The sequence below is a fragment of the uncultured Tateyamaria sp. genome, assembly GCF_947503385.1.
GTDB lineage: Bacteria > Pseudomonadota > Alphaproteobacteria > Rhodobacterales > Rhodobacteraceae > Tateyamaria.
The window spans coordinates 21,312-37,288 of the sequence record NZ_CANNDO010000009.1 but is presented as its reverse complement, the minus strand read 5'-3'; the positions used below and the strand labels follow the sequence as shown (position 1 = coordinate 37,288).

Genomic DNA, 15,977 nt, shown 5'->3' with positions numbered 1-15,977 from the left:
GACATGACCGAGCATCTGGGCCTTGTTCCGCATCTGGTGGAGCGGGAGGACCGTGACGGTGCCGTGTATCTGCGGTCGCATCACGCGCTGGGCGCGGCTGCCCGGTCTACGGGTGTATGGCTGGACCGCTGGGCGGCCCGCGCGCCGGAGCGCATTTTTCTGGCAGAGCGGTCAGGGCCGGGATGGCGCACGGTCAGCTATGGCGAAGCGCAGGCACGGGTGCGGCGGGCGGCGGCGGGCCTGCTGGACCGCGGGGTGGACGGGCCGATCCTGATCCTGTCGGGCAATTCGGTGGATCACGCGCTGCTGACGCTGGCGGCGCAATATGTGGGTCTGGTGACGGTGCCGGTGGCAGAACAGTACAGCCTGATCCCGGCGGCCCATGCGCGGTTGCGCCATGTGGTCGATCTGGTCCGCCCCGCGCTGGTCTATGCGGAGGATGCGGTGGCCTATGCGGATGCCATTGAACACGCGGGCTGTCCGGCGCTGACATCGCTTGCCACGCTGGAGCGCGACGGGGATGTCGCGGCGGCGCACGCGGCTGTTGGCCCCGACACGGTGGCCAAGCTGTTGCTCACCTCCGGCTCGACCTCTGATCCCAAGGCGGTGGAGACGACCCATGGTATGATGACGGTGAATCAGGTGCAGATCGCGGCCTGTCTCCCGTTTCTGTCGGCACGCCCGCCGGTGTTGGTCGATTGGCTGCCGTGGAACCACGTGTTTGGAGGGTCGCATAATTTCAACATCGTGCTGGCCCATGGCGGCACGCTTTATATCGATGATGGCAAGCCGCTGCCCGCGCGGTTCCCGCGCACGGTTGAAAATCTCGCTCTGGTGTCGGGGACGGTGTCATTCAACGTGCCGGTGGGCTTTGCGCAACTGGTCAAGGCGATGGAGGCGGATGACGCGCTGCGCCGCGCCTATTTCCGCGACCTCGACATGATCTTTTACGCCGGTGCGTCCCTGCCGCAGGAGGTGTGGGCCAAACTGGAGCGTATGGCGCTGGACACGTCGGGCCGGATGCCTCTGATCACAACGTCGTGGGGACTGACCGAAACGGCGCCAGCGGCGCTGTTGCAGCATCAGCCCGCGCAAGGTGCGGGGATCGTGGGCGTGCCGCTGCCGGGGGTTGAGGTCAAGCTGCTGGACGTGGGCGATGGCCGGATGGATGTGCGCGTCCGGGGGCCGAACATCTTTGACCGCTATCACAGGAACGCGGAAAAGACGACGGAGGCCTTTGATTCAGAGGGGTTTTTCGTCACCGGGGATGCCATGCGGCTGGTCGATGCCGCGGATATGGCGCAGGGCCTCGCCTTTGACGGGCGGCTGTCGGAGGACTTCAAGCTGTCGAGTGGCACGTGGGTGCAGGCCGCGAACCTGCGGCTGGAGGTGCTTGGTCTGCTGGGGGCATTGGCGCAGGATGTGGTGATATGCGGCCATGGGCGCGATGCGCTGGGGATGCTGATCGTGCCCGGTGCCGCTGCGTCCGGGACGCCGGATGACGGCGCGCTGCGCTGCGATCAGGCCGCAGAAATACGGGAGCGTCTGGAGGCGCATCTGGCCAGCACGACCGGCTCCGCCCGGCGCGTGACGCGGGCCTTGGTGCTGGCAGAGCCGCCGGATATGGGCGCGGGTGAGGTCACGGCCAAGGGCAATCTGAACTTTGCCAAGCTGCGCGCCCGGCGCGCGGCACTTGTCGAACGGCTTTATGATGATGCGGACGCGGCGGTGATTTTGCCGACCCCGGATATGCACTAAAGTGCAATTTCGCGACGGAACCTTTGTCGCGGGCGGGGGCAAGGTGCAATTTAAAGCATATCATGAGTCTTTGGGAGGGGGCGCATGAGCAACGCAGCCATCTACTTTGTCGATCGTCACGTGGCCGAAGGGCGCGGCGACAAGCTCGCCTTTCGCGAGGCGGTCACCGGGCGCAGCCTGAGCTATGGCGCGCTTGCGACCCAAAGCGATCAGGTGGCGGGGGCACTGGCGGCTATCGGGATGCGGCGCGAGGAACGGCTGGCGCTGCTGGTTCTGGATCAGATCGAGTTTCCGGTGCTGTTCTGGGGTGCGCTGAAGGCCGGAGTGGTGCCTGTCCCGCTGAACACGTTGCTGGCCACGCCGGTCTATGCCGCGATCCTCAAAGACAGCCGCGCGCGCGCCTTGGTGGTGTCTGATGCGCTGTGGGATGTGGTCGCCCCGGCGCTGGACACGTTGCCCCATATCGAAACGGTGATCGTGATCGGTGACGCGCCGGATGGTGCGCAACCCTATGACGCGTTCATCGCCCAAGGCACCCCCGTCACCGCCCCGTTTGATGCAAGCGATGACGACGCGGCCTTTTGGCTTTATTCATCCGGGTCGACCGGCGCGCCCAAGGGCGTGGTGCATGTGCATGGCGCGCTGCGCGCCACGGCGGACACCTATGGCGCGCAGGTGCTGGGCGTGCGCGCGGAGGATGTTGTGTTTTCGGCGGCCAAGTTCTTTTTCGCCTACGGTCTTGGCAATTCGATGACCTTCCCGATGTCGGTGGGGGCCACGTCGGTGATCTATGGCGGGCGGCCCACGCCGGACGTGATGGTCGACACGCTGGCCGCCGAGCGGCCCACGATCTTTTGCGGGGTGCCCACACTATACGCGGCGATGGTGGCGCACTTGGATGCCCATGGCGTGCCGGAGGACGTGCCATTGCGCCTGTGCATCTCTGCCGGAGAGGCGCTGCCCGAAGATGTGGGCCTGCGCTGGCGCGCGCATTTTGGCGTCGACATTCTGGACGGGGTCGGATCGACAGAGATGCTGCACATCTTTCTGAGCAATGCGCCGGGCGACGTGGTCTATGGCACCTCTGGCATTCCGGTGCCCGGCTATGACATGCGGCTGGTGGATGATGACGGCGCCGACGTGCCCTTGGGTGAAATCGGAGAACTTGTTGTCAACGGGGCGTCGGCGGCGGCGTGCTACTGGAACAAACGCGACAAAAGCCGTGCCACATTTGAAGGTGTTTGGACGCATACCGGTGACAAATACGAACAGCGTGACGATGGGCGGTATATCTACTGCGGGCGCACGGACGATATGTTCAAGGTGTCGGGTATCTGGGTCAGCCCGTTTGAGGTGGAACAAGCCATTGTCAGCCACCCGGCGGTGCTGGAATGTGCCGTTGTGGCCGCGCAGGACGATGATGGCCTCGACAAGCCCAAAGCCTTTGTTGTGTTGCAGGGCAAGAAGCCGGACGGATTTGACGCGGCGCTCAAGGCGCATGTGCAGGACCGGGTGGGCAAATGGAAATATCCGCGCTGGATCGACTGTGTCGACACCCTGCCCAAGACGGCGACGGGCAAAATCCAGCGGTTCAAGCTGCGCGAGGTCACGTGATGGATTGGGGAACTGGGCATCTGGACGTGGCAGGGCAGCGGTTGGAGTATGCCTGTCACGGGCCCGCACCGGATGCCGCGCCGACCTTGGTGATGCTGCACGAGGGGTTGGGCAGTGTCGGCCTGTGGCGCGATTGGCCTGCGGCGCTGGCACAGGCGACGGGACTGGGCGTGCTGGTCTATGCGCGCGCCGGGTATGGGCGGTCTTCGACCGTGTCCCTGCCACGTCCTCTGGATTATATGACGCGCGAGGCCGAGGATGTTCTGGGCCCGGTGATGGATGCCGCAGGCGTGCGGTCTGCCGTTCTGCTGGGCCATTCGGACGGGGCCACGATTGCGGCGATTTATGCCGGTTCGGTGTCGGATATGCGGGTGCGGGGGCTGATCCTGATCGCGCCGCATTTCTTTGCCGAACAGCAGGGACTGGCGGCCATTGCAGAGGCCGGGCGCGCCTTTGACAGCGGCGACTTGCGCCAGCGGCTGGCGCGGCACCATGACCATCCGGATGTGGCCTTTGGCGGTTGGTTCGGAGCGTGGACCGATCCACGCTTTGCCCGTTGGTCCGTGGCGGATGCAATTGACCACTGGCGGGTGCCCGCGCTTGCCATTCAGGGGGACGCGGACCCGTATGGAACCCGCGCGCAGATCGACGAGATCGAAGACCGTATCTATGCGCCACTGGAATCGCTGTGGCTGAAAGGTGCCGGGCACGCGCCGCATCAGGACGCGCCCGAGGCGGTCACAACGGCTGTCACCGCGTTCTGCGAGACACTGTTTGCGTTGGAGCGGGAAGCGTCGCCCATCCCATAGCTTTGCATTAAAGTGCGCAAAAGTCCGGAATTTCGGCGGTAAATGTGCATTCACCCACCGGGTCGATGTACGATAGTGCGCAAATCCTTCGGAATCGCAGACATGACAGACCGCATTGATTTTCAAACTGATCCGTCCCGTTACCGCCATTGGCGCGTCTCCTATGATGGTGCCGTGGCCACGCTGGTTATGGATGTGGACGAGGACGCCGGCCTGTTCGATGGCTATCAGCTCAAGCTGAATTCCTACGATCTGGGCGTCGATATCGAACTGTCGGATGTGGTGCAGCGGATGCGGTTCGAGCATCCGGAGGTCAAGGTTGTGGTGATGCGGTCGGGCAAGGACCGCGTGTTTTGCGCCGGTGCCAACATCCGGATGCTGGCGGGGGCCGCCCATGCGCACAAGGTGAATTTCTGCAAGTTCACCAACGAGACGCGCAACACCTATGAGGCCGCAGAGGCCGACAGTGGCCAAAAATACGTGGCGGCCATTCAGGGGGCCTGTGCCGGGGGTGGGTACGAACTGGCGCTGGCGTGTAACCACATCATGCTGACGGACGATTCCACGTCGTCGGTGGCGCTGCCGGAGGTGCCGCTGCTGGCGGTGTTGCCCGGCACCGGCGGGTTGACGCGGGTGACGGACAAGCGCCGCGTGCGGCGCGATCTGGCGGACGTGTTCTGTTCGACCGAAGAGGGCGTGAAGGGCAAGCGCGCGGTGCAGTGGAATCTCGTCGACGAGGCCGTGCCGAACGCCCGGTTTGACGAAGTTGTGGCCGAACGCGCCGCTGCATTCGCGGATGCGAATGACAAGGCTGCGGCGCAGGGCATCACGCTTGGCCCGCTGGAGCGGACCTTTGGCGCAGAGGGAAGCGTTGCCTATTCGCTGGTTGAGGTGGCGGTGGACCGGTCCGGGCGGCGGGTGGAGATCACGATCAAGGGGCCTGCGGGCGACGCGCCCGCGACACCGGATGAGATCGTGGCGCAGGGCGATCAATTCTACCTGCTGCGGCTGGCCCGCGAACTGGACGACGCGATCCTGCATTTGCGCCTGAATGAGGCGGAACTGGGCCTGTGGGTGTTCCGCACGCAAGGCGACCCGGAGGCCGTTTTGGCCCATGAAGCGGCTGTGCTGGATCACCCGGACCACTGGCTGTGCACGGAAATCCGCCATTACTGGAAACGTGTGTTGAAGCGGGTGGATGTGACCTCGCGGTCGCTGACGGCGCTGGTCGAACACGGAAGCTGCTTTGCCGGGGTGCTGGCGGAATTGCTGTGGGCCGTGGACCGGACCTATATGATGGAGGACGCGTTCGAGGGCGACAACCGGCCTTTGGCCACCGTGACGCTGAGTGCTGGCAATTTTGGCGCCTACCCGATGGGCAATGACCTGACGCGGTTGCAGACGCGGTTTTATGGCACGGACGGCGCGGATGGGTTGCGCGACCGGATCGGCACCGCTCTGGACGCGGAAGAGGCGGACGATCTGGGCCTTGTGACGATGATCCTCGACGATATCGACTGGGAAGATGAGATCCGCATTTTCATGGAAGAGCGGGCCAGCTTTTCGCCCGATGCGATGACGGGGATGGAGGCAAATCTGCGATTTGCAGGCCCGGAGACGATGGAAACGCGCATTTTCGGTCGTTTGACGGCGTGGCAGAACTGGATTTTCAACCGGCCCAATGCGGTCGGAGCGGATGGTGCGTTGCAACGGTATGGCACCGGTGTGCGCGGGAATTACGACATGGAGCGGGTGTAACCGCACGGCACGACGCCGGTTTCCGGCCTAAGGAGGAGATGAAGACATGAGTGTGATGAACGTCAGCTATGACACCCAAATCCCCAACAATGTGGGCCTGAGCGAAGATCGCAAGGTGTTGAAAGCGCTGGAAAAATGGCACCCCGGTTACATCAACTGGTGGAACGACCTGATCCCGCAGAATTTTCAGGAAAGCATGGTCTACCTGCGCACCGCTGTCAGCGTGGACCCCAAGGGCTGGGCCAAGTTCGACTACGTGAAGATGCCGGAATACCGCTGGGGTGTTCTCTTGGCGCCCGCGGTCGAGGATCGCCGCATCCCGTGCGGCGCGCATTTCGGCGAGCCTGCGTGGCAAGAGGTGCCGGGCGAGTATCGCAACATGCTCAAACGCCTGATCGTCATTCAGGGCGACACCGAGCCGGGGTCGGTGGAACAGCAGCGTTTCCTTGGCCTGACCGCGCCCAGTCTTTACGACATGCGCAACCTCTTTCAGGTGAACGTCGAAGAGGGGCGGCATCTGTGGGCGATGGTCTACCTGCTGCAAAAATATTTCGGCAAGGACGGGCGCGAAGAGGCGGATGACATGCTGGTCCGCTCGTCCGGTTCCGAAGAAGCGCCGCGGATGCTGGGCGCGTTCAACGAGGAAACGCCGGACTGGCTGTCGTTCTTCATGTTCACCTATTTCACCGACCGCGATGGCAAGATGCAGTTGGAAAGCCTTGCGCAGTCGGGCTTTGACCCGCTGTCACGCACCTGCCGGTTCATGCTGACCGAAGAGGCGCACCACATGTTCGTGGGTGAAACCGGCGTGACGCGGACCATTCAGGCGACGCTGGCGGCGATGGAAGCCAACGGGATCGACGATCCCTATGACGTGGACAAAATCCGCGACCTTGGGGTCATCGACCTGCCCACGATCCAGAAAAAGATGAACCTGCACTATACGCTCAGCCTTGACCTGTTTGGGCAGGAGGTCAGCACCAATGCCGCCAATGCGTTCAACGCAGGGATCAAGGGCCGCTATATGGAACAGCGGATCGAGGATGATCACCGCCTGCATGGCGACACCTATCAGGTGGCCAGCGTTGTCGACGGGCGCATCGTGACCGAGGATGTACCGGCGCTGACGGCCATCAACATGCGGCTGCGAGACGATTATGTGCGTGATGCCAGCGGAGGTTTGCGCCGCTGGAACAAGCAGATTGCCCGCACCGGCATCGACTTTGAACTGACGCTGCCGCATGAGGGGTTCCACCGTAAAATCGGCGTCTTTGCGGATCAGCCCATCACGCCCGAAGGCACGTTTATCAGCCGGTCGGATTGGGACGCGCGCGCGCATGAGTGGTTGCCGACCAAAGAGGACGGCGCCTTTATCCAATCGCTCATGAAACCCTGCTATGAGCCGGGCAAATACGCCAGTTGGATCGCGCCGCCGCGCGTCGGCATCGACAACAAGCCCGGCGATTTCGAATACGTCAAACTGCACATGGCCTGAGGAGGGAATGCGATGCAGATCGACAGAAAGGCCCTGACAGACACCGCACGCCAACACCCGTTCTGCGCGCTGGAATGCGATGGATGTACCGGAATGTGCCTCGCGCTCTATATGATGCTGACGCGGGACGAACAGGATGAGATGTGCCGCCGGTACAAGGCGGGCCCGTCCGCCCGGCTGCATTGAGGACATGCCTATGAATATTGGACTGTATTACGGCTCTGAAACCGGCAATTCAGAGATGCTGTGCGAAGATATTGCGGCGGAACTGGGCGACGGGTTTATCTGCGACATCCAGAGCCTTGCGGATGTGGAGCCTGCTGCCCTCGACACCGGGTGGTTCTACATCTTTGTCACCTCGACCTATGGCAATGGTGATCTGCCATCCACCGCGCTGCCCTTTGAAGAGGCGCTGACGACGGGCAAACCGGACCTGACCGGCCTGCGCTTTGCGATTTTCGGGCTTGGGGATCAGGTCTTTGCCGAGACGTTCAATCACGGGTCCAAAAAGCTGATGGAGATGCTGGTGGCCCAAGGCGCCCAGCAGGTCGGCGAACGGGGGCTGCATGATGCGTCCGGTTTCGAGATGCCAGAGGACATTGCCCTGCCGTGGGTGCGTGACATCATGGACCTGATTGCGGCAGACAAGGCCGCCTGATCATTCACAAATCCTGCGCCATTCCCCGTGCCGCCCCGCTGGCCGGCGGGGGCACGTGCGCTGTGCATCTGCATACGGTTGTGTACCGGAATTCATCCCGCTCAGGCCCCATAACAGGGGCATCTGGTCGCATGTTGTGCTGCGCTAATTCCTTGAACCCGCTTGTTTTTGCATTAGCTGGCGGGATGTAAAAAACATGAATGCTGATGAATAAGAACGCGCAAATTCAGGACAATGGCAGTGCGATCATGGATCGGCTGGCCACCCGTGTGCGTGCGGCGCGCGCGGCCCTTGGGCTGTCGCGCCGGGCGCTGTCGGAACGCTCTGGCGTCTCGCCGCGCTATCTTGCGCAGATTGAGGCGGGTGAGGGCAATATATCGGTCATTCTGCTGGACCGTGTGGCAACGGCGCTGGATGTCCGGATCGAGGATTTGGTGAGTGAGACGGACCCGATGGACGCGGATTCGGCTCGGGTGGCGCAACTGTATCAGGCGGCAAAGAACCCGGCGATCCTGCGGGCGCAGCGCATCTGCCTTGTGGGGTTGCGGGGTGCGGGCAAGTCCACCTTGGGCGCGCAGGCGGCGGAAAAACTGAAGATTCCGTTTGTTGAACTGAACGACCTGATCGAGGCGCAGTCGGGGATGCCCACGGCAGAGGTCATGGCGCTTTATGGTCAGGACGGCTACCGCGCGGCAGAGGCGCAGGCGCTGAATGAAATTGTCGCCTCGCACAACAAGCTGATCCTTGCGGTGTCAGGTGGCATCGTGGCGGCCCCCGCGACCTATGCGCAGGTGTTGGAGCGGTTTCACACGATCTGGATACGCACCAGCCCGGCCGAGCATATGGCACGGGTGCGGGCGCAGGGCGATCTGCGCCCGATGGAAGGCAACCCCGGCGCGATGGACCAGCTCAAGGCGCTGCTGACCACGCGGACGCCGGATTATCAACGGGCTTTTGCGCAGGTGGATACGACATCGCGCCCGGTGCAAAGTTCGGTCAATGACGTGCTGACGGTCATTGCAAAGCACCGGTTGCTGACGGGTCTTGGCCCTGTATGACCGGGATAGACCCGCTTCAGACATCGTTTTGGCTGGCGTGTGATGCGCTGATCTGGCGTCATTGCGCCCCGTGGGAATTGGATGAGGCGCTGGTGGGGTGGGGTTACGGCATCGGGCCGTGCGAAGCCCAGGATCTGGCAGGTCTGGACCGGGTGCTGGCGGCACGGCAGGGTGCGGGCAGCCCGGTGTTGCAGCGTATGGTGGCCGAAGGACGTCTGGGCAAGGCGGCAGGCTGGGGGTATTACCGCTATCCCGGCGGCGGCGGGGCGGTCATCGACCCGTTGATCGACGATCTGGTGCGCGAAGAGGCGTGGTTTGCCAAGGTTGAGCGGTCCGAGTTGGAAGGCGGTGATCTGGTGGATGCGCTGCACGCCCGTGTCGGGCCTGTGCTGCGGGATGCGGGGGCGCAGGCCGGTCGGCTGCTGCACCTGCCCGCTGACAAGGTTGCTGCGGTTTAGCCAAGCGCCAGCAGGACCATCGTGGCCACACCCCAGAGCGTCATTTGGTAATGCGTGTTCTGCGCGGCTTCGTGGCAGAACCAGTAGCAAAAATGGTTGCCGACGATCAGGAACCCGGCCCACACGGCGGTGAAGGCCATCGTGCCCACCAGCGCCACCGTCCGCGCGCCGTCCACCGTGGCAGTGCCCGCAAGCGCCATGAGCAGCCCGATTACCCCGGCCCAGAGGATGAGCGTGGCGATGAGTTCGGCGGCGACGACCGCACGAAAGGCCAGCAGTTGGACCCGCCGGTCGGTGATGGCCCGGTGCGCGACGGGCGCGAACGCCTCGGGGTAGTCATCGCGCATTCGGCGCATTTCCATGACTTCGGCGGTATAGGTTTCGTTCACGGACGGGTGGAGCAGGTTGTCCCGCACACCCAGCGTGAGCCATGCCGCAATCAACCCCGTGGTCAGCGCCTGGGCGGCTATCAGTGTCGTTTCCATCTCCGGTCTCCCATCAAAAAAGGGGCCGCCCGGATGGGCGACCCCTCGTCAACACGTTCTGGACCGGTCTTAGGTCCAGTGCAGATCCGCGGGGCGGATCTCGAACGAGATGTGGTGGGCGCCGCCTTCCAGACCTTCTTTGGTGTGGTTGTAGAGCGACCGCCAATAGGGCTGGATCGTCACACCGTCGTCTTGCAGCATCTGCTGACCTTTGGCCATCAGGGCGCGACGCGCCTCGACATCCGCAGTGGCCAGCGCCGCTTCGAGGTTGGCGTCAAAGTCGGGGTTCGAATAGCCGAACTCGTTCCACGCTTCACCGGTCCGGTAGGCGAGGGCCCAAATCTGGACGCCCAGCGGGCGGTGGTTCCAGTTGGTCGAGCTGAACGGATACTTGGCCCAGTCGTTCCAGAAGGTCGAGCCGGGCAGGATGGTCCGCTTGACCTTGATGCCCGCGTCACGCAGTTGGGCGGCCACCGCGTCGGTGGTGTCCTTGCGCCACGCATCGTCGATCGAGATCAGCTCGTGCTCGAAATCGGCCATGCCGGCCTCTTCCATCAGCGCCTTGGCTGCGGCTGGGTCGACGGTGCGTTCCGCCATTTCGGCATATTCCGGGTGCATCGGGCCGACATGGTGGTTTTCGGCCGGAATGCCGCGACCGGCATAACCCAATTCCAGCAGAACGGAGTTGTCCACGGCCATGGTGATCGCCTTGCGGACGCGCGCGTCTTCGTAAGGCTTTTTGCCGTCGACTTCGGCCAACTGGTTGGGACGGATCACGATGGTTGCCGCGGTGGCAATCTCGTTGTTCACCCAGCCATCCAGCGTGTCGAAGATGTCGATGAACTCACCCTCGATGGAGTAGGTCATGTCGATCTCGTCCGCCTCGGCGGCGGCAACAAAGGCGGACGGGTCCGTGCCGTAGTCGATATATTCGATCCGGTCCAAAAACGCGCCGTTGCCAGCGTTCCACCATGTGTGGTCTTCGTTGCGGACCAGAACGGCCTTGACGCCCACTTCGAGTGATTCAGGCAGGTACGGGCCGGTGCCGATGGGGTTGTCGAGCATCGTGTCGCTGTTGTGCGAGCTGTGCGTGATGGCCGCCGGGTAGTCTGCCATGCCCGCAATCAGCGTGATGTCGGAGGCAGGCAGGTTCAGCTTGACCGTATTGGCGTCCACAACCTCGATCGCGCCGTCAATGGCCTTGCCGGTGTCGGCGTCGATCAGGGTCGCAAAGCGGCCCGCCATCGAGTTGCCTTCGACCTCTTTTTCGCACCATGCCGCGATGTTGCGCGCCACGTCATCGGCGGTAAAGTCTTCGCCGTTGTTCCACTTGACGCCCTGACGCACATTCAGCGTGTATTCGGTCGCGTCTTCGTTGATTTCCCAGCTTTCCAGCAGCGAAGGCGAGAAGGTGCCGTCATTCTCGTAGGCGACCAGATATTCCAGCCAGCCGCGCGAAACGTTCGCGATTTGGGACCAGTCATAGGTGCGCGGATCCTTGAGCGCGCGGACCTCTTGCTGGATGCGGACGGTGCCGCCCTGTTTGGCATGTGCAGCGGCCTTGGCCGGTGCGGCCATGCCCAACATGCCGTATGCGGTGGCAGCCGTCGCGCCGAAGGTGCTGGCCATGGCCAGAAATTCGCGGCGGTTGACGGCGTCGGAACCGACCTTGGCGGCCTGGTCCACAATCACCTTTGGCATCGGCTTGCCGGTGCGGGTTACAAAATCCATGTTCTTCCTCTCTGTTGGCGTCGCGAGTGTCCCTCGCGCCCTTATGTGGCGGCATGAGTGGTCCGCCAGTTTGGTGTTGCAGTTGACCTGCGTTTTTTCGCCACCCCTTTTGGGGGACGCGGTGACTTCAAACGATCACACGCATGGCGTCAACCCCATGATCCGGGGTCGCGGAAACACAAATACTCGATAATTTTCGGGGTTCTTTGTGATTCCACGGCGTCCCACGGTGCAAAACCGCCCTTTGGCCGCAGATCCGGTCGCACACCGGACGCAGGCGACATGTGCCGGAAGCGGGTCAGGACTGTCCCAAGGCTTCGATTTCATCCGGGCTCAGGTGGGCCACGTCCGCCCAAAAGCGGGATTTGGCGCTGTTGAGCAATCCTTTGGGGTCCATCCGCTTTTTCCATGCCAGATGCGTGTAATCGGCCTTGAGCCCGCCGCCTTCGACGTTCCACGTGTGCGCGTCGTAAACAGCAAAGCCGTTTGCCGTATAGGTCGCGTTGATCTCGGCCAGCCGCTCTGGCGTGGTGAACCAGATGATCGGCAGGTCAAAGGTCACGATCTCGCCGCCGACGCGGGCAAATTCGTGGTGCATCCACACGTCGTCGCCCAGTTTCGGGCGCACATTGGCGATGGCCTCTGGGTCCGGCGGGATGGGGCAGCCCACCTGCTGGTAGGTGGCGCTGCGGTCGGCCTTGAGCACTTGCAGCGTTGTGTGGTTGTAGCTGAAGTCGAACACATGCGGCAGGCCAAGGTCTTGGCGTTCGGTGTCGGTCATCATCAGGTCAACATGGCCCGCCGCGTCCCGTATCAGGCTCGCAAAGGGATCGCGGTGTTCTTGCGGGATCAGGGACACGAGCAGATGCTTGTCCTTGCGGATGTGGCCCGCGAGTTTGGGGAAATAGGCGCAGATGCGGGCATCCACAGTTGTGATCAGCTTGGCCGCGATGGTCCCGTCGCGGGCCAGCGCGTATCCGGCAGCATAGGCGGCGGCGTAGCTGTCGAAGGTCGCCATGCACCCCACCCAGTCGCGGCGCGGCACGGTGCGCAGTGTCACGTCGGTGATGACCCCGTTGAGACCCCAAGCGTGGTGGATGTGCAGCGTGTCTGCCCCGTTGAACACGCGGGTCTGAGGCGCGGCCTCGACCGACAGGGCGCTGAGGGCGATGAGGTTGCCGGGATCGCGCAGCGCGCCATTGGCGATAGAGCCGATGCCTGCGCTGCCGCCCGCGACAAAGCCACCGATGGTGGCGATGTCTTGCGTGGACGGGAACATCGCCATCTCTTGTCCGCTGTCCGCGAGCACCCGGTTGATGTCGGCCATGAGCGCACCGGCCTCGGCCCGGACAAAGCCGCGTCCCACGTCGAGCACGCGGTTGAGGCCGGTGGTTTCGATGATCAGCCCGCCGTCCATCGGCACGGCCTGCCCATAGTTGCCCGTGCCGCCACCGCGCAGCACCACCGGCGCGTCATGGGCATAGGCCACCGCGAGTGTGTGGACCATCTCGGCATGGTTTTTTGGGCGGGCGACAAGGTCGCCGAAACAGTTGCGCAGGCTGTCATTGAGAAGGGGCGAGTACCAAAAGAAATCGCGGCTGCGTTTCTTGACCAGCACGGTGTCGGTGATGGTTTCGACCGGGGCCAGCGCGGTGGCAAAGGCGGCCCAGTCGATGTCGGTTTTGCCGGAGATGGAGGTCATGTGAACACCTGTGTGGCGGGAACGGGTGCGGCGCGGCCTGCGATCACGTCCGCGAGGGTCGGCGCGTCATAGACCGACATGGCGGCCAGCGGGGCTGTATCGATATAGGCCGGTGCATGGCCCAAGGCCGCTGCGGCATGGGTGGTGATGGCAGTCAGCCAGCGGCCCAGTGGCGGGTCGAGATGCGCCGCAAGACCGGCAAGCGACAGGGCGGCCATTGGGTCATGTGCGCCGGTTGGGCAAAACGCATCGGCCACATTGTCTGACCCGATGATGATGGGCACGCCGCCCGCGTGCAATTCGCGCAGCCGCGTGAGGCCACGCCGGTCCGGCGTGCCGTCCGTGCGGCCCTGAAGGTACAGGTTTGTCGTGGGCAAGGCGCAGATGTGGATGCGTGCGGCCAGCAGCTTGTCGATGATGCGGGCAAGATCGGCGTCGGCCCGGTCCATGAGGCTGACCGCGTGACCGCACAGGATCGGCCTGTCATATCCTGTGGCAATGGCGGTATCCGCGATGACCTCAAGCCCGTTCATGTCGCCCAAGCCCTCGTCCACGTGGAAATCGAGCGGGAGTGCGTGCCGGACTGCGGCGTCGAAGATCGCGCGCAAGCCCTGCGCAAAACCCGGCTGGTCATAGACAAAAGCGCCCAGAACGCCCTTGTCCGCCTCAAGCTGGCGGGCAACGGTGGCGGCAAAGCGGGCGTCAGTCCATTGCAGCACGCCGGTCAATGCGGCGCGTTGCAGGCCCGGATGATCCTGCGCCAGTTCGCCCAGCACCGACCAGGCCAGGGGCGGGGCCGCCGCGTCGCCCCAATCGACATGGCTGCGGATCAGGTGGCAGCTTGCCGCCTGTGCTTCGGCCAGTCCGCGTGCGGCGCGGGTGCGCAGGTCGGATTCCGTCCAGTTCGCCTTGTCCGCGCGCTGCTGTGCGATGGCGTGGGGCAGGTCGCCGCCCGTCGGACTCAAGCGGTGCTGCGTGTGGCATTTGTCGAGATGGCAATGCGCCTCTACCAGTTTGGGCAGGACGACATGCGCCGCGCCGCCTTGGGGCGGGGTGAGGGCCACGATGCGGCCGTCGCGCAGCACGGGGCGTCCGCGCCGCATGTCGCCTTGGGTGATGCCGCCGAACCGCTTGGGATCGCGCAGCACGCTGTTGGGCACCTGAATGTCGATCACAGGCGGGGTCCGAAGAACCGGTCGAGAAAGCCCATAAACCACGTGTGCTGCGCCGGGTCATGTTCGGCCATCAGGCGGGCCTGTTCCGTTTTGCTTTGCACGCCGGGTGCGTCGTAGCGGCCCCAATCGTCGCCCCGCGCCATCCAGCGGCCAAAGCCGGCTGTCGTCTGCTCGGGGTGGAACTGAAGCGCCATGACCCTGTCCCCGACCGCAAATGCCTGATTTTTGAACAGGGCGCTGGAGGCGAGGCGGGTGGCTCCGGCGGGTGTGTCGAAGGTGTGGAAATGGGCTTGCGTGAAATGCATCGGCGCGGGCAGCCACGCGCGCCCGGCATCCGTGGGCGTGACCTCGTAATAGCCGAATTCGTGCTGGCCGTGACCGGGATCGCCCGCAAATGCGCCCATGTGGTGGGCGATCATCTGGGCCCCCTGACACAAGCCCAAGAGCGGCACGCCTGCCGTCATGGCCGCGTCGATCATGCGGTATTCTTCGTTCAGGAACGGATGCAGCGGGGCGTCATAGGCGTTGTACACACCGCCATAGACCCCAACACCCGCAAGATCATCCGTGATGTCGCCAAGATTGTCGCCCTGAAAAGGACGCCGGATGTCGGCGGTGACGCCATTGTCCGCGCACCATGTGGTGATCCGGTCATCGGTTGGGTCGGCCTCGTGCCGAATACATAGGATCCGCATACGCATCGCTCCCTTGACGCTGGGGATTTCGTGCGGCCCTAAAGACGTGAATCTGTGCCAGAGATGTTCGCGGAGCCTTCCAAATTTCGCGCCATTGCGCAAGTCTGAGGCCATGAAAGCACTTGCACCACCATCCATCGCCCCGCCTTTTGCCCGGTATTCCCATGGGGTGGAGGTGCCTGCCGGTCAGCGCGTGGTGCGCAGTTCCGGGCAGTTGGGGCTGGTTGAGGGTGTCGTCCCGGACGGAGCCGAGGCGCAGGCCCGCATCTGTTTTGCCAACATTGCCGCGATCCTGAGCGAAGCGGGGATGGGGCCGGACGATGTTTTTCACCTGAGTGCCTTTGTGACGGACCGACGCCACATGGCGGGCTATATGCAAGCACGCGATGCGTTTATCGGGGCGCGCGACATATTGCCAAGTTCGACCCTGATGATCGTGTCGGGTTTCACCCGGCCCGAGTTCGTGGTCGAGGTCGAAGCCTGGGCGGCGGCCCCCTGACAGGCGCCGCTGACGCGGCACGTGATGTTTTGCATCCGCCTTTGGCGGCTGCGCGGAATGGGGGCGCTGCCCCCAAACCCCC

15 protein-coding genes are annotated in these 15,977 nt (G+C 63.7%); 10 read left to right on the top strand and 5 right to left on the bottom strand.

Translation table 11 applies throughout. The features are described 5' to 3' along the window. The first annotated feature begins 3 nt into the window (after positions 1 to 3). The 9 genes from Q1A85_RS20230 (at position 4) to Q1A85_RS20190 (ending at position 9,608) form a co-directional block, all read left to right on the top strand. Positions 4 to 1,758 (top strand): feruloyl-CoA synthase, encoded by a 1,755-nt coding sequence (locus Q1A85_RS20230; RefSeq protein ID WP_299693971.1) that lies wholly within the window; start codon positions 4 to 6, stop codon positions 1,756 to 1,758. Between the two features lie 84 nt (positions 1,759 to 1,842). After that, positions 1,843 to 3,372, top strand: coding sequence for a benzoate-CoA ligase family protein (locus tag Q1A85_RS20225; protein ID WP_299693968.1), 1,530 nt, complete (start codon positions 1,843 to 1,845; stop codon positions 3,370 to 3,372). Further along, positions 3,372 to 4,181 (top strand): alpha/beta hydrolase, encoded by an 810-nt coding sequence (locus Q1A85_RS20220; protein ID WP_299693965.1) that lies wholly within the window; start codon positions 3,372 to 3,374, stop codon positions 4,179 to 4,181. The genes Q1A85_RS20225 and Q1A85_RS20220 overlap by 1 nt, the downstream gene beginning before the upstream one ends. 102 nt (positions 4,182 to 4,283) lie before the next feature. Beyond that, the gene (gene boxC / locus Q1A85_RS20215; protein WP_299693962.1) at positions 4,284 to 5,939 is read left to right on the top strand and encodes a 2,3-epoxybenzoyl-CoA dihydrolase; all 1,656 of its coding nucleotides are present in this window, start codon (positions 4,284 to 4,286) and stop codon (positions 5,937 to 5,939) included. A gap of 46 nt (positions 5,940 to 5,985) precedes the next feature. Next, positions 5,986 to 7,434, top strand: a complete 1,449-nt coding sequence (gene boxB, locus Q1A85_RS20210; protein WP_299693959.1) for a benzoyl-CoA 2,3-epoxidase subunit BoxB — start codon at positions 5,986 to 5,988, stop codon at positions 7,432 to 7,434. Between the two features lie 12 nt (positions 7,435 to 7,446). After that, positions 7,447 to 7,620, top strand: coding sequence for a hypothetical protein (locus Q1A85_RS20205; protein ID WP_299693956.1), 174 nt, complete (start codon positions 7,447 to 7,449; stop codon positions 7,618 to 7,620). Positions 7,621 to 7,630: 10 nt separating this feature from the next. Beyond that, positions 7,631 to 8,092 (top strand): flavodoxin domain-containing protein, encoded by a 462-nt coding sequence (locus Q1A85_RS20200; RefSeq protein ID WP_299693953.1) that lies wholly within the window; start codon positions 7,631 to 7,633, stop codon positions 8,090 to 8,092. 200 nt (positions 8,093 to 8,292) lie between these two features. Further along, positions 8,293 to 9,150 carry a helix-turn-helix transcriptional regulator gene (locus Q1A85_RS20195; protein WP_299693951.1) on the top strand — a complete coding sequence of 286 codons (858 nt, stop codon included), beginning with the start codon at positions 8,293 to 8,295 and terminating at the stop codon, positions 9,148 to 9,150. Further along, complete coding sequence (locus Q1A85_RS20190) at positions 9,147 to 9,608, top strand: 3-hydroxyacyl-CoA dehydrogenase family protein (RefSeq protein WP_299693949.1); 462 nt, start codon at positions 9,147 to 9,149, stop codon at positions 9,606 to 9,608. The genes Q1A85_RS20195 and Q1A85_RS20190 overlap by 4 nt, the downstream gene beginning before the upstream one ends. Here Q1A85_RS20190 and Q1A85_RS20185 read toward each other — a convergent pair. From Q1A85_RS20185 to Q1A85_RS20165, 5 genes are all read right to left on the bottom strand, one after another. Further along, positions 9,605 to 10,093: a DUF2165 domain-containing protein gene (locus Q1A85_RS20185; RefSeq protein WP_299693947.1), complete on the bottom strand. Its 489-nt coding sequence runs from the start codon at positions 10,091 to 10,093 to the stop codon at positions 9,605 to 9,607. The genes Q1A85_RS20190 and Q1A85_RS20185 overlap by 4 nt on opposite strands. A gap of 69 nt (positions 10,094 to 10,162) precedes the next feature. Continuing rightward, the gene (locus Q1A85_RS20180; RefSeq protein WP_299693946.1) at positions 10,163 to 11,824 is read right to left on the bottom strand and encodes an ABC transporter substrate-binding protein; all 1,662 of its coding nucleotides are present in this window, start codon (positions 11,822 to 11,824) and stop codon (positions 10,163 to 10,165) included. A gap of 298 nt (positions 11,825 to 12,122) precedes the next feature. Continuing rightward, positions 12,123 to 13,526 carry an FAD-binding oxidoreductase gene (locus tag Q1A85_RS20175; RefSeq protein ID WP_299693944.1) on the bottom strand — a complete coding sequence of 468 codons (1,404 nt, stop codon included), beginning with the start codon at positions 13,524 to 13,526 and terminating at the stop codon, positions 12,123 to 12,125. After that, positions 13,523 to 14,701: an amidohydrolase family protein gene (locus Q1A85_RS20170; RefSeq protein WP_299693942.1), complete on the bottom strand. Its 1,179-nt coding sequence runs from the start codon at positions 14,699 to 14,701 to the stop codon at positions 13,523 to 13,525. Before Q1A85_RS20170 ends, Q1A85_RS20175 begins: the two co-directional genes overlap by 4 nt. Next, positions 14,698 to 15,396 carry a glutamine amidotransferase gene (locus Q1A85_RS20165; protein ID WP_299693940.1) on the bottom strand — a complete coding sequence of 233 codons (699 nt, stop codon included), beginning with the start codon at positions 15,394 to 15,396 and terminating at the stop codon, positions 14,698 to 14,700. The genes Q1A85_RS20170 and Q1A85_RS20165 overlap by 4 nt, the downstream gene beginning before the upstream one ends. A gap of 112 nt (positions 15,397 to 15,508) precedes the next feature. On the opposite strand from Q1A85_RS20165, the gene Q1A85_RS20160 reads away from it, so the two are divergent. Next, complete coding sequence (locus Q1A85_RS20160) at positions 15,509 to 15,895, top strand: RidA family protein (protein ID WP_299693938.1); 387 nt, start codon at positions 15,509 to 15,511, stop codon at positions 15,893 to 15,895. Positions 15,896 to 15,977: the final 82 nt, after the last annotated feature.